Raw genomic sequence first — 21,772 nt, 5'->3', positions numbered from 1 at the left:
GCCGTCAGCGGACCGGCCGCGCCGCCTGGTAGCGCCGGTTGAAGCGGATCGACGACCAGAGCGAGAGCCCGATGAACGCCGCCCCGACGAGCCCGGTGAACGCCTCCGGCACGTGCATGGCGGTGCCCATGAACATGAGCAGCGCGAGCGCGCCGATGGCGTAGAACGCGCCGTGCTCGAGGTAGCGGTACGACGCGAGCGTGCCGTGCTCGACGAGCATCACCGTCAGGCTCCGGACGAACATGGCCCCGATGCCGAGGCCGATGGCGATGATGAAGAGGTTGTTCGTGAGCGCGAACGCGCCGATGACGCCGTCGAAGCTGAAGCTCGCGTCGAGCACCTCGAGGTAGAGGAAGCTCGCCGCGCTCGCCCGGTGGACGTTTCGCATCGCCTCCTCGCCGACCTCCATCGCCGTGCCGATCCCGTCCACGGCGATGAACGTGACGATCCCGAAGATCCCGGCGACGAGGAACGCCTCGTGCTCGCCGGCCGGGACGAACCGCGAGAACCCGTAGATGACGAGCAGCATGAGGCCGAGCTCGGCGGCGTCGACCTTGCCGAGCTTCGCGAGCCCGATCTCGAGCCCCCGCAGCCAGTGGATCTCCTTCTCCTCGTCGAAGAAGTACCCGAGGCAGACCATGCCGAGGAACGCGCCGCCGAACGCGCCCAGCACGGTGTGCGCGCTCGTCAGGATCCGGGCGTACTCGGTGGGATCGAGGGCCGCGAGGCGCAGCGCCTCCTGCGGCCCGACGCGCGCGACGACGCTCACCACGAGGAGCGGGAACACGAGCCGCATCCCGAACACCGCGATGGCGATGCCCCAGGTGAGGAAGCGGTGGCGCCAGACCGGCGTCATGTCCCGGAGCACCGTGGCGTTCACCACCGCGTTGTCGAAGGAGAGCGACGTCTCGAGCACGCCGAGGACCGCCACGATGAACACCGTCCCGAGCACCCCGGCGACCGTCCCGTGGTAGTAGACGCCGAGCGCCGCGCCCGCGAGGAGCGAGACGGCGGTGAAGACGAGCGAGCCTGAGAAGAAGCGGAGGGTCTCGGAGCGGGAGTTGGCCATCGCGGGAGGAGCCGCGCGGCCGGCGGCGCGACGGGGCGCATCATGCCGCTCGGCGGGCCGGCTGGCAACGGACGGCGGCGGGCGCCGCCGCGCCGTCACAGCCCGCGGATGGGCTGCCCGAACGTGAACTCGACGAGGTGACCGTCGGGATCGCGGACCATCGTGACGTACCCGATGTCACCGCCCCCGTCGAACGGCGGCTCGGCGAGGATGCCGAGCCGCGCGCCCTCCGCGGCGATGCGGTCCACCTCGGCGCGCGCGTCGCACTGGAACCCGAGGTGGTCGAGCCGGAAGTCCACGCGCGTCAGGTAGAGCACGAGCACGAACGCGGGCGTGCCCTCGGGGCGCGCGGCCGGCGCGAGCCACACGGTGTGCCCGTCCGGCCGGCCGTCCCGGACCACCTCCAGGCCGCAGAACCGGCGGTAGAAGGCGATCGAGCGCTCGAGCTCCGCGACCTTGACGACCACGTGCGTCCAGCGGGCGGCCATGACCGCAGTATCTCCGCGGCGCGGCGAATGTCACCCGCCTCCGCTCCCTCGCGCGGCCCGCTCCGCTCCATGACCCCGGCGCCGGGCCGGGGCGCCGCTCGCTCCCGGCCCGCGGACCCCGGCCCCGGGTTATCGTCCCCCGCGCATGCCCGACGATCCCACGCGCCCGCCCCTCGCGCCGCGCCGCACCGTCCACGCGGGCGACGGGGTCGCCTGGCTCGAGGCGGCCTCGCTCCCGGCGGACCACGCGATCGTCACCTCCCTGCCGGACGCGTCCGAGCTGCCCGCGCTCGGGCCCGAGGGCTGGCGGGGCTGGTTCGTCCACGCGGCGGAGCGCGCCTGCCGGGCGGTCGCGGACGAGGCGGTCGCGATCTTCTACCAGACCGACGTGAAGCGGGACGGGCGCTGGGTGGACAAGGCGTTCCTCGTGCAGCTCGCGGCCGAGCGCGCCGGGAGCGGGCTCCTCTGGCACAAGATCGTGTGCCGCGTGCCGCCCGGGACGACCACCTTCGGCCGCCCCGCCTACGCTCACCTCCTCTGCGTGAGCCGGGGCCTGCGGCTCCTGCCGGGCCGGTCGTCGCCGGACGTCCTCCCCGTCCCGGGCGCGATGACCTGGGCGCGGGCGATGCCGCTCGAGGCGTGCGCCGCGGCCGCGCGGTTCCTCCGCGCCCACACCCGCTGCCGGGCGGTGGTGGACCCGTTCTGCGGCCTCGGGTCGATGCTCGCGGTGGCGAACGCGCACGGCCTCGACGCGATCGGCGTCGAGCTCTCGCGGCAGCGCGCGGAGCGGGCGCGGGCGCTCGCCCTGCCCGCCGCGTGACCTCGTCGCCGCCTGCCTCCGCGAGCCGCGCGGCCCCCCGCCACGCCCCCGGGCGTCGCGCGCAGGAACCCGCCGTGCCTATCGAGCGCGCCCGCGGCGCGGCCTCGCCGCCACGAGCGCCAGCTTCTCTGCGCGCGTGAGCCGCTTCAGGGCGGCCTCGCGGCGGAGCGCCGCCGACCGATCCCCGGCCCGCTCCGAGTACACGAGCACCACCGGCAGGCGCGCGCGCGTGTAGCGGGCGCCCTCCCCCGCGGCGTGCCTCGCCAGGCGGCGCGCGACGTCGTTCGTCGCGCCGGTGTAGAGCGAGCCGTCGCCGCAGCGGAGGACGTAGACGTGCCAGGTCGGGGCGCGGCGGGGCATCGACGAAAGCCCCTAGCACGAGCCGGAGCCCGCGTCAGCCGCCCGGGGTGCCCGCGCTCGCCGCCGGGGCGGGGCGGGGCCACGCCGCGAGCACCTCGCGGATCCGGGGCAGCGCCGCGCGGGCCGCCTCCATGCCCGCCCTGATCGCCGCGTCCTTGCGGTCGAAGTCGACGAAGCCCACGTCCTCCACGGCGGGCTGGATCGTCACGTCTGCGATCCCCCGGAGCTCCTCGGCCTCGGCGCGCGACACGAGGTTCACGACCCGGAAGATCACCTCGACGAAGTTCCTGGGGGTCGCCTTCGGCTCGAGCGCGGCGAGGTCCACCGCGATGACCACGTCCGCGCCCAGCTGCCGCGCGACGTCCACGGGCAGGTTCCGGACGACGCCGCCGTCCACCAGCACGCGCCCGCCGAGCCGGACGGGCTCGAGCACGCCCGGGATCGCGCACGACGCGCGCACCGCGCGCGCAACGTCCCCCTCGTGGAGCACCACTCGATCGCCGGTGTCGAGATCGGTCGCGACCGCCGCGACCGGGACGCGCAGGGCCTCGAACCTCCGCGCGTGGACGTGGTCGCGCACGAACCGCTCGAGCCGGTCCCCCGTCGCGAGCCCCTCGCCGAACAGCGCCGGCGCAAGGGAGAAGTCGAAGAAGTCGTGTCGGTCGAGGCTGCGCGCCATCCGCTCGAGGGCGTAGCTGTTGGGCTGAGCCGCGTAGACGGCGCCCACGAGGCTCCCGACGCTCGTCCCGACGATGAGCTCGATGGGCACCCGGGCGTCCTCGAGCACGCGGATCACGCCCACGTGGGCGAAGCCGCGGGCGCCCCCGCCTCCGAGGACGAGCGCCACCCGTGGCGGCTGGTCGTCGAACGGCGCGGGCGGCACGTCGGGCAGCGGCGGCGCCGCGGTGCGGCAGGCGACGAGCGTGAGGAGCACGGCGAGCGCGCGGGGGGCGAGCCGCGGCGCGGAGAGGCGACGGCGGCGCGCCCCGCTCGACCGGGCGCTCACCGCCCGAGCTCCTTCAGCACGGGTGGATCGACCTCGCCCTCCGCGAGCACCCGGTGGCAGAGATCGCAGTCCTGGGAGATCGTCCGGCCGTCCTCGGCCGCGTGCGCCTCGTCGTGGCAGCGGAAGCAGCCCGGGGCCTCCTCGTGCCCGACGAACGAGGGGTACGTCCCCCACCCGATGCGCATGCTGGGCCAGACGTTCGTGGCGTACACGTCGCCGAGCGCCGCCGCGGCCGCCTCGATCGCGTCGCTCCGGGAGCGGGCGACGTCCGGATGCTCCCGGGCGTAGAAGGCGCGCAACCCGTCCCGGATCGCGGCGCGCGCGGCCTCGTGGGACGGGTGCTCCTCTCGCACGAGCCGCACCCCCTCGCGCCGGACGAACGGCAACGCGCGATCGATCCGTCCCGCGACGATGGCGGCGTCCACCTCGCGCTCCGGGGTGCCGAACACGTGCGTCGGCCGGTTGTGACAGTCGACGCAGTCCATCGTCCGCCACTCCCCGCCGGCGCCCTCCACCGGCTCGGGCGCGCGGAAGGTGCGCCGCGTGCCATCGGCGAGCGTGAGCTCCACCGCCCCGATCCTGCTCCGGGAAGGATCCGCCTGGTAGCGCACCTGCACGCCGGGGCGGACGTGCCAGTGGACGCCGCCGCCGCCCTGCTCTCCGCCGCCGACGTGCACGACGAGCACCGTCCGCCGCGGTGTGCTCGCCGCGTCGTCCGCGTGCGAGGTGCGCACGCGCAGCCGGTCGCCGACGAACCGGGTCGGCCAGTGGCAGCGCTCGCACGTGTCCCGCGCCGGGCGGAGGTCGTGGACCGGCACCGGGATCGGGCGCTCGTACAGGTCGAAGGTCACCGACACGAGCTGCCACGCGCCGGACAGCTTCGACTTCACGAACCAGGGCGCACCGGGCCCGATGTGGCATTCCACGCACGCGACGCGCGCGTGGTTCGAGCGCTGGTACGCGGTGAACTCCGGATCCATCACGCTGTGGCACGACCCGCAGAACGCCGGCGAGTCCATCACCTCGACCGCCCCGAACGTCGCGAGCGCGACGATGACCACGTTCACCACCGTCAGCGCGGCGATGAAGAGGACGCGCCTGCGGGTCGCGGGGTGGTTGAGGTCGACCACCGGCAGCGCCGGCTCCTCGCCGCCTCCGGCGCGGCGGCGCCGCGCGAGCCAGTCGCCGAGGGGGATGAGGAGGAGCCCGACGACGAAGACCCCCGGCAGGATCACGAACGCCAGGATCCCGAGGTAGGGGCCGCCGTGATACCCGACCAGCCCGAGCGCGAGCAGGGTCACGACGAGGATGCCCGCGACGGTGGCGGCGATCGCGCCCGCGAGCCCGAGCGGACTGCGCGTGAGATCCGCGAACAGGCGCCTCATCTCCCCTCCCCGGCGGCGTGTCCGGCGACGCCGCCGCCATCATGCGTCCGCGGCCGCCGGCGCTGGTCGCGCGATGGCGGCTCCGGTGGGGAGGACCCGGCGGGTGCGACGGGATGGCAGGCTGCCGCGGGCAGTAGCATGCACCGCAGCAGGTCTCGGCGGCCTCAGGCGGACGTGCGGAGGACCGGCGTTTCCGCGGCCTCGAGCCCGAGCTCGAACCAGAACCGGCTCCCGACGCCCACCTCGCTCTCGACGCGCAGCTCGCCGCCCATGAGCGCCACGAGCTGGCGGCTGATCGCGAGCCCGAGGCCGACGCCGGCCCGGGCGGTGCGCGCGGAGGCCCCCTGGCGGAAGGGCTGGAACACGCCCTCGAGCTCCTCCGCCGCGATGCCGGCCCCGGTGTCGCTGACGGCGAACGAGACGGCGGGCCCCGCCGCGCGGACCTCGAGCGCGACCTCGCCCCGCGCGGTGAACTTGACCGCGTTCCCCAGCAGGTTGAGCAGCACCTGCCGGAGCCGCACCTCGTCCGCGAGGACGTAGGTCGGCAGCCCTGCGCCGACGTCCACCTTGAGGTCGAGCCCCTTCTCGTCCGCCTCCAGCCGGACGAGCTCCCCGGTCGTGCTGGCGAGCTCGTGGAGGTGCGTCGTCCCGAGCCGCAGCTCCAGGCGCCCCGCCTCGATGCGCGACAGCTCCAGCAGATCCTGCACGAGGTCCAGGACGTGCGCGCCGCTCCGCCGGATGACGGCGGCGTGCCCGAGCGCCCGCGGCCCGGCGCTCGCGTCGCGCTCGAGCAGCCACGCCCGGCCGAGGATCGCGTTGAGCGGCGTGCGGACGTCGTGGCTCATCCGGGCGAGGAAGTCCGACTTGGCCTGGTTCGCGGCGTCGGCGGCGCGGCGCGCCTGCTCCGCCACCTCGTGCGCCTCACGGAGCTTCGCCTCGCCCTCCCGCAGCGCCGCCACCTGGCGGTCGAGCTCGGCGGTGCGCTCCGCGACCGTCTCCTCGAGCGCGTCCCGCGCCTCACGCAGCCGCGCCTCGCCGCGCCTCCGGTCCTCGTCGAGGACGGAGAGCGCGAGGAGCGGCAGCGCCGTCGCGACGAGGAAGAGCTGGAGCGCGAGGACGTTGTGGGCCGGCGAGGCGCCGGTGAACGGCCCGAGCCCGTGGCGCGTCGCGGCGAGCGCGAGCAGCGCGACCGCGGAGACCGCGGTGCTCGCGCCGAGCGTGCCGAAGCGGATCGCGGCCCAGAGGAGCAGCGGGAGCGGCAGGTAGAGCGCGCCGGGCCACGCGCTCTCGCCGGCATGGTGCCAGAACGCGAAGGCGACCGCGACGGCGAGCCCGGCGCAGAGCGCGAGCGCCTCCGCGACGCGGCGGCGGCTCCCCGGCGAGCGCCAGGGGCGCCGCGCGAGCCAGAGCAGGATCGTGGGGGTGAGCGTGAGGTGCGCGAGCGCGTCCCCCAGGAACCAGCGGCCCCACGCGGTGCCGTACGCGGTGCCGGCGGCGACCGCCGCCGCCGCCCCGGGGAGCGCCGCGACCGCGGGAGCGAGGAGCACCGCGAACACCGCGAAGCGCGCCGCGACACGGATCGTGACGGTGGAGGCAGGGCAGCCGGCGCGCCGCAAGAGCCACGCGGCGACGACCACCTCGACCGCGTTCGCCGCCGCGAACCCGGCCGCGGTCGAGGACGGGAATCCCATGGCGAGGTCGGACGCGAGCTCCGCCAGGACGACCGCCGCGAGGAGGGCCGCCCACCGGCGCCGGGGCGAGCGGAGCAGCGCCACGAGCGCGAGCGTGTTCGGCACCCAGAACGCCGCGATCGACTCGGCGCCGACGTTGAAGGCGGAGCCGAGGCGCGCGGCGAGGAAATACCCTGCGAGGAGGGCGAGCGGACCGACGACGGCGCGGACGGACGGCAATGGGACTCGGGGCATGCTCGCTCGGGCTCGCGATGGCTCGCGCGGGAGGCGCGGTTCCTAACGGCGCGAGGGCGCGGGCGCGAGCCGCGACGCCTCCCGTGCCCACGGTACGGTCGAAGCCTTAGCCCGAGTCCGCGCTCGGACCGGGCGGGCGAGCGCCACCGGAGTCGCGCACCGCGCCGGACGCGAGCGGCGCGCGTTGTCCGGCCGCGATCGCGTCGGCAGGTTGGAACCCGTCCACCCCTCGCCCTTCGATGGGCTGAGGGCGAGCTCGTCGAAGCGCAGCGGGAGATGGCACGCGGGCGGTCCGGTTTCAGTCGGACCGCCCGCTCGCCCCTTCGGCCCGTCCCGGGTCAGCGCACGAGCCGCAGCGCCGAGGCCGGCTCCACGATCCCGAGCAGGAAGAGCACCCAGAGCGCCACCCAGCCGACGAGCAGCACCACCGCCGCGACCGCGTCGGGCGTCACGACGCTGGCCGCCCGCCGCGCCGCCGCGAGCGTCGCGCGACCCGCGGCGCGTTCGATCGCGCGTCGGGTGCGGCGGCGAGGCGGCTCGGGGGTAGCGGCACGGCGCCCCGGGGCCCACGCGCCGGGGACCCACGTGGGCGGTGAAATACGGCTTCCGGCAGGCGACGTCATCGTGCACTCCTTTTCGGGATCCGCGCGCGCCGCGCGGTACGTTCGAGGAGAGGTCTAGCGATGGCGAGGGCACCGCTGAACGCGCAGCCGAGCACCGCCCCCGCGCACGAACGCGCGGGCCGGCTCGACTGGGGCAACCTGCGGTTCTTCCTCGAGCTCTCCCGCTCCGGCAGCCTCTCGCGCGCGGCGCAGCGCCTCGCGGTGGACCGCAACACCGTGGCGCGCCGGGTCGCGGCGCTCGAGGAGGAGCTGAAGCTCCCGCTCTTCGAGCGCGGCCCTCAGGGCTGGATGCGGACGGCGGCCGGGGACGAGCTGGCCGCCCTCGCCTCCCGGATCGAGGAGGACGTGCTCGCGCTCGCCCGGCACGTGGACGCGCGCGACCGCGCCATCGCGGGGACCGTGCGCCTCACGACGGCGATGCACCTCTCGGCGCACCTGCTCGTCCCGGCGCTCCCCTCCCTGCGCGAGCGGCACCCCGCGCTCCTCCTCGAGATCGCCGCCGATCAGCGCACCTTCGACCTGAGCCGCCGCGAGGCGGACCTCGCGCTGCGGATGGGCCGGCCGCGCGACGCGGGGCTCGTCACGCGCAAGCTGTCCGACGTCGCCTACGGGCTCTACGCCGGGCGTGCGTCCCCGGCGGCCCGGCGCGGCGAGGTCGATCTCGCGGGGGATCCGTTCCTCGGCCTCGACGACTCGCTCGCGAGCTCCCCCCAGGAGCGCTGGCTCGCGCGCGTCGCGCCGCAGCGCCACATCGTGTTCCGGTGCAACAGCACCGCCTCGCTCCACGCCGCGGTGCGGATCGGGATCGGCGTCGCGGTCCTGCCCTGCTTCGTGGCCGAGGGCGACGCCGGCCTCGTCCGGCTGGACGCGCCCGAGCCGCCGCACCACGAGCTGTGGCTGCTCGTGCACGGCGATCTCCGCCGCACGCCGCGCGTGCGCGCGGTCATCGACTGGGTCGACGCGCTCGTCGCCGCGGCGCGGCCCGCGCTTTGCGGGCCCTGACCGGGCTCAGGTGCCCGCCTCGGCGACGCCGTCGCGCCTCGCGACGGGCTCGCCCCAGGCGGACGACGCCCTCGTGCCTCGTCATCAGAGCGGGAACGCGAGCCGCACGCCGATCATCGCCGTCGGGTCGAGGTAGCCGACCTCGAGCCCGAACGACACCGCCCGCGCCACGAGGCCGAAGCCGACCGCGGCGTGGAGCTTGAGGGCGTCGTCGTCGTCGAACACGATCCACGGCCCGGCGAGCCCCTCGACGTACAGGCGGTCCATCCGCACGCGCAGCTTCACGTCGAGCGGGACGCCGACCCGCGACGGCTCGGAGAGGAGCATCGCACCGAAGCGCGCGCCGACGGAGAGGTGCCGGGCGAGCGGCGTCGCGACGCCGAGCGTGAGCTGGAACTCGCCGATCTCCGGGTCGAGCAGGTAGTCCGCTCCGAGCCCGAGGGCGACGGAGGCGTCGGCCGGGCGCGCCCAGGCGAGGGCGGCGGCGACGGCGAGGGAGGCGACGAGGGCGCGGCGGACGGTCATGGAGAGGCTCCTGCGGTTCATGGCCGCAGGGCGGCCGATCGCCCGCCATCCTACGCAGCGAGCGACCGCAGCAAAGGCACCGCGGTCGGTGTCTCGGCGCTCATGTGCGGAGCGCGGCGGGAGCCGAACCAAGTGGGTCGCGGTTGCACCCCTCGCGTGCTACTAACGTTTTCCGCCCATTCGAACCCGGAGCCCTGAATGTCCCTTGCTCGCCGTCTCGCCGTCGCAGCCGTGCTCTCCACCCTCGCCGCCCCGGCGCTCGCAGCGCCCGCCCCCGCGGCGAAGCCGGAGGCGGCCAAGCCGGCCGCCAAGCCCGAGGCGGCGAAGCCGGCCGCCCCCAAGCCCGAGGCCGCCAAGCCCGTCGAGCTGAAGCCCAGCGCCGGCGAGCTCGCCCGCGTCCTCATGCCGAAGAAGACCTGGGAGGCGGGGCTCGGTGCGCTCTCCAAGAACGTCCAGGCCCAGATGCAGATGCACCCGGGCGCCAAGCTCGAGTACCCGAAGGACTTCGACAAGCAGGTCCGGTCCGAGCTCGAGGCGGCGCTCCCCTACGACGCGCTGCTCGACCTGCACGCGAAGGAGCTCTCCGCGGGCTACACCGAGCCGGAGCTGAAGGATCTCCTCGCCTTCTACAAGACGCCGACCGGCCAGAAGTCGCTCGAGGTGATGCCCACCGTCTCGCAGAAGATCGCCATGCAGACGCAGCAGCGGGTCCAGGCCAAGATGCCCGAGATCATGGAGCGGCTCGCGGGCAAGGTGAAGGGGCCCGCCGGCGCGAAGACGAGCCCGCACGGCGCGATGCCCCCCGGCCACGGCGGAGCGGCGCCCGCGCCCCAGGCCGCGACCCCCGCGACCCCCGCGACGCCGCCGGCCAAGCCGGCGAAGTGACCCCGCGGCGGAGCCGCCGCCGCGAGCTTCTGCGGCGGGCTCTCGCGGGGAGGCGAGAGCCCGCCGGCCACGGCGCGACGAGGAGCGTGTCATGACCGCCCCCGCGCCCAGCACCGGGTTGCCCGGCCTCGACGCCGTGCTCCGCGACCTGCGCCCGGGCGACAACGTCGTCTGGCAGGTCGAGACCCTCGACGACTACCCGCCGCTCGTGGCCCCCTTCGTCGAGGCGGCCCGGGCCGCGGGCCGGCGGGTCGTCTACCACCGCTTCGCGCGCCACCCCGCCCTCGCCGACGCGGCCGACGGGGTCCTGCTCCACGAGCTCGATCCCGCCATGGGGTTCGAGAGCTTCACCGCCGGCATCCACGAGGCGATCGAGCGCGCGGGGCGCGGCGCCTGCCACGTCTTCGACTGCCTCTCGGAGCTCGCGGCCGGCTGGTGCAGCGACCTGATGCTCGGGAACTTCTTCACCGTCACCTGCCCGTACCTCTTCGAGCTCGACACGATCGCGTACTTCGCGGTCGTGCGCGACGGCCACTCGCTCGAGGCGGTGCAGGCGATCCGGGACACGACGCAGCTCCTCGTCGACGTCTTCCGCCAGGGCCGGACGCGCTACGTCCACCCGCTCAAGGTGGACGGACGCCACTCGCCCACGATGTACCTGCCGCACGTCTGGGAGGACGACGCCTTCCGTCCGCTCACCGAGAGCGCGGTGCTCGCCGAGGCGCTCGCCGGCGCGTCCGAGGGGCGGCTCGACCCCGCCGCGCGCCTCGACGTCTGGGACCGGCGCTTCCTCGAGGCGCGCGAGCTCCAGGAGGCGGTGCGAGCGGGGTCGCGGCCGTGGCAGGACGAGCAGGCCGCGTTCCGCGCCCTCGTGCGGATGATGCTCACGCACGACCCCCGCCTCGCCGAGCTCGCCGAGCGGTACCTCGACCTCAACGCGCTGCTCGCGATCCGCCGCCGCATGATCGGGACGGGGCTCGTGGGCGGCAAGGCCTCGGGGATGCTGCTCGCGCGGGCGGTGCTGGAGAGCACCGATCCGGCGTGGCGGCATCGCTTCGAGCCGCACGACTCCTGGTTCATCGGCTCGGACGTGTTCTACACGTACCTCGTCCGGAACGGCGCTTGGCGGGCGCGGCGCGACCAGCGGAGCCGCGCCTCGCTGCTCGCGGGCGCGGCCGAGGCGCGCGCGCGCCTGCTCGCGGGGACGTTCCCCGCCGCCGTCGTCCAGCAGTGCGTCTCGATGCTCGACTACTACGGCCAGTCGCCCATCATCGTGCGCTCGAGCAGCCTCCTCGAGGACGGCTTCGGGAACGCCTTCACGGGCAAGTACGAGAGCGTGTTCTGCCCGAACCAGGGCGCGCCGGAGGAGCGGCTCGAGGCGCTCCTCGCCGCGGTGCGGACCGTCTACGCGAGCGCGATGAGCGACGCCGCCCTCCACTACCGCGACGATCGCGGGCTCCTCGACCGCGACGAGCGGATGGCGATCCTCGTGCAGCGGGTGTCCGGCGCCGTCCACGGCCGCTTCTTCTACCCGCAGGCGGCCGGGGTCGCGCTCTCGTACAACCCGTACGTCTGGAACCACGCCATCGACCCGGACGCCGGGGTGATGCGCCTCGTCTTCGGCATGGGGACGCGCGCGGTGGACCGCTCCGACGACGACTACACGCGCATCGTCGCGCTGAACGCGCCGCAGCTCCGCCCGGAGACGAGCCTCGACGAGGCCACCGAGTACGCCCAGCGCCGGGTGGACGTCCTCGACCTCGAGGCGAACCGCTTCACCTCGGCGCCCATCGACGAGGTCGTCGCGGAGAGCCCGCTCCTGCCCGTCGACCTGTTCGCCACCCGCCGCCGCGGGCCGGGCGGCGGCTGGGTCCTCACGTTCGAGAAGCTCCTCTGGGCGACCCCGCTCGTGGACGAGGTGCGCACGCTCCTCGCCGCGCTGCGCGAGGCGTACCGCTACCCGGTGGACGTCGAGTTCACCGCGAACTTCCTCACCGGCGGCGACTTCCGGCTGAACCTCGTCCAGTGCCGGCCCCTCCAGGTGAAGGAGGGCGGGATCGTTCCGCCCCCGCCCGAGGGGCTCGCGGCCGACGCCGTCGTCGCGGCGAGCCGCGGGCCGGTCGTCGGCCAGAGCACGAGCGCGCGCGTGGATCGCGTCGTGTTCGTCGACCCGGACGCGTACGCGACGCTCGCGACGCAGGACCGCTACGAGGTCGCGCGGGTGGTCGGCCGGGTGACGCGCGCCGGCGACGCGGCGCGCCGCGTGCTCCTCCTCGGGCCCGGCCGGTGGGGCACGACGACGCCTTCACTCGGCGTTCCCGTCTCGTTCGCGGAGATCCGCCGGGTCGCCGCGCTCGGCGAGATCATGCGGCTCGGCGACGTCATCCCCGACGTCTCGCTCGGCTCCCACTTCTTCAACGATCTCGTGGAGTCGGGGATGCTGTACGTCGCACTCTATCCCACCCACCCCGGCCACGCGCTCGACGAGGCGCGCCTGCGGGCGGCGCCGAACCGCCTCGCGCAGCTCTCGCCCGACGACGCGCGCCTGGCGCACGTGGTGCGGGTGGTCGACTTCCCCCTACCCGAGGATGGGCGCGCGCTCTGGCTGCACGCCGACTGCGTCCGGCAGGAGGTGATGTGCTACCTCCGCGCCCAGGAATGACGCCGCGTCGTGGGACGCCGCCGCGCCGGGCGCCGGCTTCTACGGACGGGCCGAGATCCACTACACTCCGCGCAACCATCGACCGTCGGCGCACCTGGCGCGGCGGCGGCGGCGCGAGATCGCTTGAGCGAGCCATCGACATCCCCCGAGCCGCCCGCGCGGCGCCGCCCCCGGCTCGATCGCAGGCGGGTCCTCGCGGCGCTCTTCCCCGAGGTCCTGCTCGACGGCACGCCCTGGCGCGCGCAGTGGCGGGGGCACGAGGACCGGCTCATCGTCCTCTCCGCGCGCATCGCGCTCGTGAGCTCCATCGTCGGCCAGGTCCTGCACCACTTCCTCGTCGACCTCCCGCTCGAGCTCACGCCCGCCTCGCGCTGGGCCACGTACCGCTTCGGCAGCTCAGCCGTCTACGCGCTGCTGCTCGCCGCGACGTTCCTGCCGAGGCTGCAGCGCGGCCTCTGGGCGCGCGCGCCGCTCGTCGTGCTCACGTTCACCGTGAGCTGCCTGCAGGCCCTGACGGTGGTGTGGCTCCCCAGCGTCTCGTACCTGTACGCGTTCGTCTTCGGGGTGGTGGGGGTGCTCCTCCTCCGCCAGTCCGCGCCGACGGCCGTCGCCACGCTCGCCTCGATCTTCGCCGCCCAGTGGGCCATCGCGTGGCGCCACACGGACGTCCACCCCGCGCGGCTCTTCAGCGTCGTCACGCTGGCGGTCGGCCTCGTCCTCCTGTTCCGGGCGCGCATGACCACCGACGTCCGCGCCTTCCTCACCTCGCGGCGCGAGCGGCAGACCCAGCAGCAGCTCCTCGCCACCCAGGTCGAGCTCGACCGCGTGAAGACCAACTTCTTCACGAACGTCTCGCACGACCTGCGCACGCCGCTCACCCTCATCATCGCGCCGCTCGAGGCGATGCTGTCCGACGCGCGCGACCTCTCCGCTGAGGTGCGCGCCGATCTCGAGCTCATGCTGCGCAACGCGCAGCGGCTGCTCCGGCAGATCAACACGCTCCTCGACCTCTCGCGCCTGGACGCGAAGCACGAGTTCCTCCGGCTCGAGGACCTGGACGTGGTCGAGCTCCTCGGCTCGCTCGTCGAGAGCGGCCGGCCGCTCGCGGCGCAGCGGCACGTCTCGCTCGCCCTCGCCGTCGACGGACCGGTGCCGCCGCTGCCGGTGGACCGCGACAAGCTCGAGAAGATCGTCCTGAACCTCCTCTCGAACGCGATCCGCTTCACCGACGGGTCCGAGGCCCGCCCCGGCGCGGTCACGGTGCGCTGCGGCGTCCGGGAGGATCGCTTCTTCTGCTCCGTCGAGGACACGGGGATCGGGATCCCCGACGACCAGATCGAGCGCGTGTTCGACCGGTTCCACCAGGTGCGGGGCCCGGCCTCGCGCGGCCGCGGCGGGACCGGCATCGGCCTCGCGCTGGTGCGGCAGCTCGCCGAGTTCCACATGGGCTCCGTGGCCGTGCGGAGCCGCGTCGGCGAGGGCTCCTGCTTCACGCTCGAGCTGCCGCTGGACCGCTCCGCCTATCCCGCCGAGCGGCTCGACCGGCGCCAGGACCATCAGCCCGTGCCGGTGGACCGCCGCCGCCCCGCGCAGCCCGCCGCCGTGGCGCTGCACCTCGAGGCCGCCCGGCCGCCGCCTCGCCCGGCCCGGCCCACCCCCTCCCCCGTCACGCGCGCCACGAGCGGCACGAAGCCGCTCGTCCTGGTGGTGGACGACAACCGCGAGCTGCTCGACTTCGTGGCGCGCCAGCTCGCGGACGAGTTCCGCGTGCGGAGCGCCGAGCGCGCGGACGAGGCGCTGCGCGCCGCCGCCATCGAGCCGCCCGCGCTGGTGGTGAGCGACGTGATGATGCCGGGCCGCTCCGGCACCGACCTCCTGCGCGAGCTGCGCCGCGACGCCCGCCTGCGCCACGTGCCGGTCATCCTCGTGACCGCCAAGGCCGACCTGGAGAGCAAGATCGAGAACCTGCGCGAGGGCGCGGACGACTACCTCGCGAAGCCCTTCAGCGTGGCGGAGCTGCGCGCGCGCATCCGCTCGCTGCTCGACAAGCGCAAGCTCGCCGTCGAGCTGGCGGAGAAGAACGAGTACCTCGCCAAGCTCAACTTCGACCTCGTCCTCTCCAAGCGCCAGGTGTTCCTCGAGACGATGGAGGCGTTCGCGCTCGCGGTGGAGGCGAAGGACCCGTACACCCACGGCCACTCGCGCCGCGTGTCGCTGCTCGCCGAGCGCGTCGCCCGCGAGCTCGGGCTCTCCGAGGCGGAGTGCGAGACGATCCGCATCGCCGGGATCCTCCACGACCTCGGGAAGATCGGCACCCCCGAGGCCGTGCTCGTGAAGCCCGGCAAGGTCACGCCCGAGGAGTACGCGATCTTCAAGCGCCACGCGCAGCTGGGCTGGCGCATCGTCTCGGCGGTGAAGGAGCTCGACGGCGTCGCGCGCGCGATCCTCCACCACCACGAGCGCTTCGACGGCGCGGGCTACCCGGACGAGCTCGCGGGGATGCAGATCCCGACGCTCTCGCGCGTGCTCGCGGTGTGCGACACCTACGACGCGATGACGAGCGATCGCCCGTACCGCGCCGGGATCGCGCACCGGCTGGCGGTGGAGGAGATCCTGCGCTGCAGCGGCTCGCAGTTCGATCCGGAGTGCGTGCAGGCCTTCCTGCGCCTGTACGAGGACGCCGCGCCGCAGTTCCCCGCGTTCCCGTCCGGCCTCCGCGAGCTCGCGAGCCGGAACCTGCTCGGCGGCGGCGCGAGCTGACGCTCCACGCCGGGGCGCTCAGCCACCGCGGCCGAGGAGGACGGAGAGCCGCGGCACGAACATCCCCACCCGGGCGGCGTACTCCCGGTGCGCTCCCGCGAGCGGGCTCGCGGCGAACCCCCGCTCCTCGCGCACCGCGGCCCGCCAGTACGTGAGCACCCCCAGCCCGACGAGCGGCAGGAGCCACGCCGTGCCGGCCGCCGCGAGGCCGCCCGCGAAGGCGAGCAGGTAGCTCGCGTAGAACGGGTGTCGCACGAGGAGGTAGGGGCCGCGCGTCTGGAGGTGCTCCGGCACGTGCGCCGCGAAGGCGAGGAGCAGCGGCCGCTCCCGGTTGACCCGCGCCGCCCACAGGAACAGCCCGAGCGACAGGGCGAGGAGGACGAGCGCGGCGGCGAGCCGCGCGGGCGGCACCGGCGTCAGCGCGATCACGGCGGCCTCGCTCCCGAGGACGAGGCCGGACACGAGCGAGGCGCGGTAGCGGTGCGGTCCCTCGGGGCGCCGGAACACGCGGCGCACGCCGCCGAGGAACACGAACGCCAGCGCGCCGAGCGCGCCGAGCGCGACGAGGCGCAGGTCACCGCTCATCGGCGCCACCCGCGCGCGCCCTTGCGCCTGAGGTGCAGCGCCAGCGCGGCGCGCGCGGCGGGCCCGAACAGCCGCCAGAGCGCGACGCGCGCGTCGAGCAGCCTGCTCGCGGGCGCGACGCCGCACAGGCGCGCGAACGACCAGAGCTCCCATCCGCCCATGAGGTTCCAGATCACCGGGTTCACGTGCTTGCCCGAGACCACCCGCGCGACCTCCGCCATCATGAGGTGGTGCTCGAGCTTCATCCCGGGGTGGACGTAGGACGCGCCGAGCTTGCGGAACCCCACGCGCCCGTAGGGCTTCACGAGCTCGTCGGTGCAGCTCATGACCGCGAAGCGCCGGCCCGACTGCAGCGTGGTGAGCGCGCAGTGCTTCACGAGCGTGTAGAAGAGGTCGCTCCCGCGGAACTCCGGGTGCGTGCAGAACTTCGAGAGCTCCACGATCTCGTCGCGCGGGGGCGTGCCCGGCGGCAGGGCCAGGTAGTCCTCGTGCTTGAGCGGCGAGTCCGGGGTGGGCGGGAAGAGCAGCCGGACGCAGGCCACGATGCGGCCGCGGTACTTCGCGACGAGGATGCGCGAGCGCGCGTCGAGCGCGTCGGCCATGTCCTCGTCCCGCACCTCCGGCCCGGCCTTGCCGGCGCGCAGGTAGGCGAGCCGCCGGAGCGCCAGCACCTCCCGGTACTCCTCCTCGGTCCGCACCGCGCCGAAGTCGAGCGCGCGGCTGGACGAGCGGACGTGGAAACCCGTCTCGCGCAGCGCCTGCACGCTCGTCTCGGGCCCGAACTGGAGGAGGTACTGCCCGACGAGCTCGCGGGCGCGGGGATCCGGGACCGACCACGTCACGCCGAGCGCGAGGCAGCGCTTCGCGCCGTGCTGCGCGACCCGCACGCGCACGACGCGGAACGCGATCTCCGCCTGGCCCATCGTCGGGAAGGTGCAGCTCCCGGTGAACTCGACGCCCGGGATGAGGAACTTGTTCCGCAGGCTCGTGACGAGCTGCATGCCCGTCCGCGAGATGTCGACGATGCGGAAGTGGATCTGGTCGTCGTAGCGGACCGCGTTCGGCGTCACGCCCGTCGGGAGCCAGTCGCGCTCGCACGCGAAGCGCGAGGACGACCGCTTCTCGCCGGGCGCGCCCTCGTCGCCGGCCGGCTCCGACCAGCGCAGCGCGACGATGGCGCGGCCGCGATCCATCCGGACCGCCGCGACGCGGAGCGCGCCGAACGTGCTCGCGCTCCCGCCCACGCGCAGCGTGAGATCGAGGGCGTCGCCCGGCGAGACCGCGGCGAGCGCGGTGGAGCGCACGAGCTCGACGCCGAGGGGCGACATGCGCCAGACCTGCGCGGACGACCCGGGCCCGGGCGTCCCCGCCAGGCGAACCCGCGCGAAGACCGGATCGCCGGGGCGCACGTCGCCGGGCAGCACCGGCCCGTGGACCGGATCGCGCGGCCCGAGCGCGTGGACGCGCGCCTGCGGGCCCTCGGGGGCCGACGCGTCGAACCCGCGCGTCGGCGGAGCGGCGTCTTCGTCCGGCCTTGCGCTCGCGTCGGCGGACGAGGTGGGGATTCGCATCGGTGCTCGCCTCCTGGTGCCGGGTCCCCGACTCCCGCGGCCGCGGGACATACGAAGGAAGGAACCACATCCCCGGTGGGTACACATTCACGTACCGTATCGGGTGCCAACCCACCCTGACGCCGATCAAGCCGTTTCGGTCCCGATGGGCGCCGATTTCGGGCGAAATCGCCCGCGATTTCGAGGGTTGAGCTCACCACCGGGCCTCTTTGGACGGCGCCGGAATGCCTCCCCCGCTAGGCCCAACACGTCCCGCGACGGCGGGGCCCGCGCATGCTCTCCTCCGCGCGGCGCCCCGTCGCTCCACCCATTCGCCCCCCCGCAGCGGAGGCCACCATGAAGATCCTCGTCGCCGATGCCTTCCCGACCGAGCGGCTCGCCGACTTCCAGTCGCTCGGGCTCGAGGTCGATCATCGCCCGGACGTCGCCGCGAAGGACCTCGCCGCCGCCGTTCGCGACGCCTCCATCCTCGTCGTCCGCTCGAAGCAGGTGCTGGGCGAGGTGTTCGAGTCCGCCTCCGGCCTGTCGCTCGTCGTGCGCGCCGGCGCGGGCGTGAACACGATCGACGTCCCCGCCGCCTCCCGGCGCGGGGTGTACGTCGCGAACTGTCCGGGCCAGAACTCGATCGCCGTCGCGGAGCTCGCCATCGGGCTCGTCATCGCGCTCGACCGGCGCATCCCGGACAACGTCGCGCTCCTGCGCGCCGGGAGGTGGGACAAGAAGACCTTCTCCGAGGCGCAGGGGCTCTTCGGCCGCACGCTCGGGGTGGCCGGCCTCGGCTCCATCGGCCGGGAGGTCGTGACGCGCGCGCAGGCGCTCGGGATGCGGGTGGTCGCGTGGTCGCGCTCGCTCGACGACCGGAAGGCGAAGGCGCTCGGCGTGGAGCGTGCGCCCGACCTCGCCGCGCTCGCGCGCGAGGCGGACTACCTGTCCCTCCACCTCGCGCTCTCGAAGGAGACGCGGGGGATCGTCTCCCGCGACGTGCTCGCGGCCATGAAGCCCGGCGCCGCGCTCGTCAACACGGCTCGCGCGGAGATCGTGGATCAGGTGGCCCTGCTCGAGCTCGCGCGCACGGGGCGGATCCGCCTGGGCACGGACGTGTTCGCGGGCGAGCCGGAGAAGGGGAAGGCCGACTTCGACAGCGAGCTCGCGAAGCTTCCGAACGTCTACGGGACGCACCACATCGGCGCGTCGACCGCGCAGGCGCAGGACGCGATCGCGCGCGAGGCGGTCCGCATCGTCGAGGCGTTCGTGAAGAGCGGCGAGGTGCCGAACTGCGTGAACGTCGCGGAGAAGACGCCGGCCCGCGCGCGGCTCGTCGTGCGCCACCTCGACAAGGTGGGGGTCCTCGCCAACGTCCTCGGCGCGATCCGCGAGGCAGGCATCAACGTCGAGGAGGTCCAGAACACCATCTTCGAGGAGCACCAGGCCGCGTCCTGCAGCATCGACCTGGACGACCGCCCGCAGGAGGCGCTCCTCGAGCACCTCCGCACGCGCATCCCGGACGTGCTGTTCGTGGGATCGTTCGAGCTGTAGCCCGCTGCCGAGGGAGCACCCCGCGGCGAATGCCGCGAACGGGCGCGACCTCGTGGCGCCCTCGGCGGCCGCCGCGGGACCCGAGGTCACGCCGACATCACCGGGCCGCGCCGTGCCGCCCGCCCGGCGGGCCGACGCCCGCTCGCGCGCGGCGAATGCGGAGCGTTGACGCGCGCGGCAGCGCGGCCGAACGTGGCCCGGCATGGGGGCGGGGGGCTCGTCGGGGCGCGAGGGTCGGGGCGGTGCGCCGCGCCCGGCGCTCGCCCTGCACGACGCCGTCGCGCTCGTCCTCGGCATCGTCATCGGCGCCGGCATCTTCCGCGCGCCGTCAGCCGTCGCCGCGAGCGCGCCGGGCGTCCCGGCGATCCTCGCGGCGTGGCTCGCGGGCGGCGCCGTCTCGCTCGCCGGCGCGATGTGCTACGCGGAGCTCGCGGCCGCGTACCCCGATCCCGGCGGCGACTACCACTTCCTCTCCCGCGCGCTGGGGCGTCCGACCGCGTTCCTGTTCGCGTGGGCGCGACTCACGGTGATCCCGACCGGCTCCGTCGCGCTCCTCGGGTTCGTGTTCGGGGACTATGCCGCGGATCTGCTCGGCGCGCCCGGCGCGAGCGGGCCGCTCGCCGCGGCGATGGTGGTGACGCTGACGCTCGTGAACGCCGCCGGGCTCCGCGTCGCGCGCGGCGTGCAGAACGTGCTCACCGTCGCGCTCGTGCTCGGGCTGCTGGTCGTGATCCTCACCGGGCTCGCGCTGCCGGCGGCGCCGCCGCCCTCGGCCCCCGTCCCGGCGCGGCCCGCGTTCGGCCTCGCGATGGTCTTCGTCCTCCTCGCGTACGGCGGGTGGAACGAGGCGGCCTACGTCTCGGCGGAGCTGCGCGGCGGGCGGCGCGCCATCGCGACCGCGCTCGTCGCCTCCCTGCTCCTCGTGACGCTCCTCTACGTCCTCGCGAACGCCGCGTACCTGCGTGGCCTCGGCCTCGACGGCGTGCGCGCGTCGAGCGCGGTGGCCGCGGACCTGCTCGGGCGTGCCTTCGGGCCGGTGGGCGCGACGACCATCGGCGCGATCGTCATCGCCGCCGTCGTGACCTCCGCGAACGCGACGCTGCTCCTCGGCTCCCGGATGGTCTGGGCGTTCGGCCGGGACTACCCGCGCTTCGCCACGCTGGGGCGGTGGAGCGCGCGCGCCGCGTCGCCGGTGAACGCCGTCCTCCTGCAGGGCGCCATCGCGCTCGCGCTCGTCGGCATGGGGGTGCTGTCCCGGCGCGGCTTCGAGGCGATGGTCGCCTACACCGCGCCGGTGTTCTGGCTCTTCTTCCTGCTCACCGGGATCTCCCTGTTCGTGCTCCGGCGGCGCGATCCTGCGGCCGCCCGGCCATTCAAGGTCCCGCTCTACCCCGCGACGCCGCTCGTCTTCTGCGCGGCGTGCGCGTTCCTCTTGTGGTCGAGCCTCGTCTACGCGGGCCCCGGCGCGATCGCCGGCGTGGCCGTGCTCGCGACCGGGCTCGCGCCCATGTGGCTCTCGCTGCGCAGGGCGCCGGCGCGCCCTCCTGCCGCAGCGTGAAGGAGGCGAGATCATGTCCCGGCCCACGCTCCCCTTCCCCGCGCGGCTCGCCGCGATCCTGGCGGCCCTCGCCGCGCCGCCCGTGCTCGCGCAGCAGACCGAGCCCGCGCCGCCGGCGGCGCCCGCCGAGGCGCCCGCGGTCGCGCGGAAGCCCGCGCGCACGCCCGACGTCATCTTCGTCCCGACCCCGGAGCGGGTCGTCGCCACGATGCTCGACCTCGCCCGGGTGGGGAAGGGCGACGTGGTGTACGACCTCGGCTGCGGAGACGGCCGCATCGTGGTCGCCGCCGCGCAGCGGGGCGCCCGCAAGGCGGTGGGCGTGGACATCGACCCGGAGCGCATCGCCGAGGCGCGCGCGAACGTGCGGGCGGCGGGCGTCGCGGATCGGGTCGAGATCCGCGAGGGCGATCTCTTCGAGCTGGACCTTTCCGACGCCACCGTCGTGACGCTCTACCTCCTCCCCGACCTCAACCTGAAGCTCCGGCCGAAGCTCCTCGCGCTCCGGCCCGGCACCCGGATCGTGTCGCACGCGTTCGACATGGGCGACTGGAAGCCGGCCGCGGTCCGGCAGGTCGACGGCAAGACCGTCTACTTCTGGACCGTTCCTGCCCGGACGAAGGCGCAGGCGCGCACCGGGAGGTAAGGGGCGCCGCACCCCGCGTTCGCGTGTACCCCGCCGCCCTTCCCGACTAGAACTCGTCCACGGCGACGCCGCCCCCGCCCGTCCGGGCGCAGGGCGGCGGCCGGCGCGCGAGGAGGCCGAGGTGGACGTTCGGAGCGGGCTGGGTCGTGTCGCGGTGCTGGACGGGAGCGAGGCGGCGCGGCGCGTCGTGCGCGCGGTGCGGGACCTCGGGCGCGAGGGCGCCGCCGATGCGGCGGTGCTGCTGTACGCCGGGGAGCTCCGCCGCTCGCCGGCCGCGCGCGAGGCGGACGAGGCGCACGCGGCGGACGCGGACGTCGAGGCTTCGCTCCGGCGCGCCCGCGCCGACGCGGCCTGGCTCGGGCCGGCCTC

The 21,772-nt window shown here is 75.0% G+C and carries 18 protein-coding genes; 9 read left to right on the top strand and 9 right to left on the bottom strand.

Annotation, left to right across the window (positions count from 1 at the left end):
• Window positions 1-4: 4 nt before the first annotated feature.
• Together MNZ29_RS09170 and MNZ29_RS09165 are read right to left on the bottom strand one after the other, a co-directional pair.
• Window positions 5-1,069, bottom strand: coding sequence for a DUF475 domain-containing protein (locus MNZ29_RS09170; RefSeq protein WP_242335096.1), 1,065 nt, complete (start codon window positions 1,067-1,069; stop codon window positions 5-7).
• A gap of 95 nt (window positions 1,070-1,164) precedes the next feature.
• Window positions 1,165-1,557: a VOC family protein gene (locus MNZ29_RS09165; RefSeq protein ID WP_242335093.1), complete on the bottom strand. Its 393-nt coding sequence runs from the start codon at window positions 1,555-1,557 to the stop codon at window positions 1,165-1,167.
• Window positions 1,558-1,702: 145 nt separating this feature from the next.
• Between MNZ29_RS09165 and MNZ29_RS09160 the strand changes: the two genes are divergently transcribed.
• Window positions 1,703-2,377 carry a site-specific DNA-methyltransferase gene (locus MNZ29_RS09160; RefSeq protein ID WP_242335090.1) on the top strand — a complete coding sequence of 225 codons (675 nt, stop codon included), beginning with the start codon at window positions 1,703-1,705 and terminating at the stop codon, window positions 2,375-2,377.
• A gap of 78 nt (window positions 2,378-2,455) precedes the next feature.
• Here the strand turns inward: MNZ29_RS09160 and MNZ29_RS09155 are convergent, their stop codons facing one another.
• The 4 genes from MNZ29_RS09155 to MNZ29_RS09140 all read right to left on the bottom strand — a co-directional run bounded on the left by MNZ29_RS09155 (window position 2,456) and on the right by MNZ29_RS09140 (window position 7,053).
• Window positions 2,456-2,737, bottom strand: a complete 282-nt coding sequence (locus tag MNZ29_RS09155) for a GIY-YIG nuclease family protein (RefSeq protein ID WP_242335087.1) — start codon at window positions 2,735-2,737, stop codon at window positions 2,456-2,458.
• 34 nt (window positions 2,738-2,771) lie between these two features.
• The gene (locus tag MNZ29_RS09150; protein ID WP_242335084.1) at window positions 2,772-3,743 is read right to left on the bottom strand and encodes a patatin-like phospholipase family protein; all 972 of its coding nucleotides are present in this window, start codon (window positions 3,741-3,743) and stop codon (window positions 2,772-2,774) included.
• Window positions 3,740-5,128 (bottom strand): NapC/NirT family cytochrome c, encoded by a 1,389-nt coding sequence (locus MNZ29_RS09145; protein ID WP_242335080.1) that lies wholly within the window; start codon window positions 5,126-5,128, stop codon window positions 3,740-3,742. The genes MNZ29_RS09150 and MNZ29_RS09145 overlap by 4 nt, the downstream gene beginning before the upstream one ends.
• 164 nt (window positions 5,129-5,292) lie before the next feature.
• Window positions 5,293-7,053 carry an MASE1 domain-containing protein gene (locus MNZ29_RS09140; protein WP_242354973.1) on the bottom strand — a complete coding sequence of 587 codons (1,761 nt, stop codon included), beginning with the start codon at window positions 7,051-7,053 and terminating at the stop codon, window positions 5,293-5,295.
• Window positions 7,054-7,736: 683 nt separating this feature from the next.
• On the opposite strand from MNZ29_RS09140, the gene MNZ29_RS09135 reads away from it, so the two are divergent.
• Window positions 7,737-8,678 (top strand): LysR family transcriptional regulator, encoded by a 942-nt coding sequence (locus tag MNZ29_RS09135; protein ID WP_242335074.1) that lies wholly within the window; start codon window positions 7,737-7,739, stop codon window positions 8,676-8,678.
• An 84-nt stretch (window positions 8,679-8,762) separates the two neighbouring features.
• On the opposite strand, the gene MNZ29_RS09130 is transcribed toward MNZ29_RS09135, so the two are convergent.
• The gene (locus MNZ29_RS09130) at window positions 8,763-9,203 is read right to left on the bottom strand and encodes a hypothetical protein (protein WP_242335071.1); all 441 of its coding nucleotides are present in this window, start codon (window positions 9,201-9,203) and stop codon (window positions 8,763-8,765) included.
• Window positions 9,204-9,401: 198 nt separating this feature from the next.
• Between MNZ29_RS09130 and MNZ29_RS09125 the strand changes: the two genes are divergently transcribed.
• The 3 genes from MNZ29_RS09125 (at window position 9,402) to MNZ29_RS09115 (ending at window position 15,510) form a co-directional block, all read left to right on the top strand.
• The gene (locus MNZ29_RS09125) at window positions 9,402-10,088 is read left to right on the top strand and encodes a DUF2059 domain-containing protein (RefSeq protein WP_242335069.1); all 687 of its coding nucleotides are present in this window, start codon (window positions 9,402-9,404) and stop codon (window positions 10,086-10,088) included.
• Window positions 10,089-10,179: 91 nt separating this feature from the next.
• Complete coding sequence (locus MNZ29_RS09120) at window positions 10,180-12,750, top strand: PEP/pyruvate-binding domain-containing protein (protein ID WP_242354971.1); 2,571 nt, start codon at window positions 10,180-10,182, stop codon at window positions 12,748-12,750.
• A gap of 123 nt (window positions 12,751-12,873) precedes the next feature.
• The gene (locus MNZ29_RS09115) at window positions 12,874-15,510 is read left to right on the top strand and encodes an HD domain-containing phosphohydrolase (RefSeq protein ID WP_242335062.1); all 2,637 of its coding nucleotides are present in this window, start codon (window positions 12,874-12,876) and stop codon (window positions 15,508-15,510) included.
• 18 nt (window positions 15,511-15,528) lie between these two features.
• On the opposite strand, the gene MNZ29_RS09110 is transcribed toward MNZ29_RS09115, so the two are convergent.
• Entirely contained in the window at window positions 15,529-16,095 is a 567-nt protein-coding gene (locus MNZ29_RS09110; RefSeq protein WP_242335059.1) for a methyltransferase, read from the bottom strand.
• Entirely contained in the window at window positions 16,092-17,666 is a 1,575-nt protein-coding gene (locus MNZ29_RS09105) for a GNAT family N-acyltransferase (protein ID WP_242335056.1), read from the bottom strand. Before MNZ29_RS09105 ends, MNZ29_RS09110 begins: the two co-directional genes overlap by 4 nt.
• 336 nt (window positions 17,667-18,002) lie before the next feature.
• Between MNZ29_RS09105 and MNZ29_RS09100 the strand changes: the two genes are divergently transcribed.
• The 4 genes from MNZ29_RS09100 to MNZ29_RS09085 form a co-directional block, all read left to right on the top strand.
• Window positions 18,003-19,202, top strand: a complete 1,200-nt coding sequence (locus MNZ29_RS09100) for a 3-phosphoglycerate dehydrogenase family protein (protein WP_242335053.1) — start codon at window positions 18,003-18,005, stop codon at window positions 19,200-19,202.
• 202 nt (window positions 19,203-19,404) lie between these two features.
• A complete protein-coding gene (locus tag MNZ29_RS09095) occupies window positions 19,405-20,760 on the top strand; it encodes an APC family permease (RefSeq protein ID WP_242335051.1) in 1,356 nt (451 codons plus the stop codon).
• Between the two features lie 13 nt (window positions 20,761-20,773).
• The gene (locus tag MNZ29_RS09090) at window positions 20,774-21,403 is read left to right on the top strand and encodes a cyclopropane-fatty-acyl-phospholipid synthase family protein (RefSeq protein ID WP_242354969.1); all 630 of its coding nucleotides are present in this window, start codon (window positions 20,774-20,776) and stop codon (window positions 21,401-21,403) included.
• Between the two features lie 121 nt (window positions 21,404-21,524).
• A partial coding sequence (locus MNZ29_RS09085) for a hypothetical protein (protein WP_242354967.1) occupies window positions 21,525-21,772 on the top strand: 248 nt, incomplete at its 3' end.

The sequence above is a fragment of the Anaeromyxobacter sp. SG64 genome (genome assembly GCF_022690745.1).
GTDB lineage: Bacteria > Myxococcota > Myxococcia > Myxococcales > Anaeromyxobacteraceae > Anaeromyxobacter > Anaeromyxobacter soli.
This window is presented reverse-complemented; position numbering and strand designations above follow the sequence as displayed.

Bases quoted from the DNA above. Each gene is read 5' to 3' on its own strand.
- MNZ29_RS09170 (WP_242335096.1), bottom strand. From the start codon at position 1,069: ATGGCCAACTCCCGCTCCGAGACCCTCCGCTTCTTCTCAGGCTCGCTC.
- MNZ29_RS09165 (WP_242335093.1), bottom strand. From the start codon at position 1,557: ATGGCCGCCCGCTGGACGCACGTGGTCGTCAAGGTCGCGGAGCTCGAG.
- MNZ29_RS09160 (WP_242335090.1), top strand. From the start codon at position 1,703: ATGCCCGACGATCCCACGCGCCCGCCCCTCGCGCCGCGCCGCACCGTC.
- MNZ29_RS09155 (WP_242335087.1), bottom strand. From the start codon at position 2,737: ATGCCCCGCCGCGCCCCGACCTGGCACGTCTACGTCCTCCGCTGCGGC.
- MNZ29_RS09145 (WP_242335080.1), bottom strand. From the start codon at position 5,128: ATGAGGCGCCTGTTCGCGGATCTCACGCGCAGTCCGCTCGGGCTCGCG.
- MNZ29_RS09140 (WP_242354973.1), bottom strand. From the start codon at position 7,053: ATGCCCCGAGTCCCATTGCCGTCCGTCCGCGCCGTCGTCGGTCCGCTC.
- MNZ29_RS09135 (WP_242335074.1), top strand. From the start codon at position 7,737: ATGGCGAGGGCACCGCTGAACGCGCAGCCGAGCACCGCCCCCGCGCAC.
- MNZ29_RS09130 (WP_242335071.1), bottom strand. From the start codon at position 9,203: ATGACCGTCCGCCGCGCCCTCGTCGCCTCCCTCGCCGTCGCCGCCGCC.
- MNZ29_RS09125 (WP_242335069.1), top strand. From the start codon at position 9,402: ATGTCCCTTGCTCGCCGTCTCGCCGTCGCAGCCGTGCTCTCCACCCTC.
- MNZ29_RS09120 (WP_242354971.1), top strand. From the start codon at position 10,180: ATGACCGCCCCCGCGCCCAGCACCGGGTTGCCCGGCCTCGACGCCGTG.
- MNZ29_RS09110 (WP_242335059.1), bottom strand. From the start codon at position 16,095: ATGAGCGGTGACCTGCGCCTCGTCGCGCTCGGCGCGCTCGGCGCGCTG.
- MNZ29_RS09105 (WP_242335056.1), bottom strand. From the start codon at position 17,666: ATGCGAATCCCCACCTCGTCCGCCGACGCGAGCGCAAGGCCGGACGAA.
- MNZ29_RS09100 (WP_242335053.1), top strand. From the start codon at position 18,003: ATGAAGATCCTCGTCGCCGATGCCTTCCCGACCGAGCGGCTCGCCGAC.
- MNZ29_RS09095 (WP_242335051.1), top strand. From the start codon at position 19,405: ATGGGGGCGGGGGGCTCGTCGGGGCGCGAGGGTCGGGGCGGTGCGCCG.
- MNZ29_RS09090 (WP_242354969.1), top strand. From the start codon at position 20,774: ATGTCCCGGCCCACGCTCCCCTTCCCCGCGCGGCTCGCCGCGATCCTG.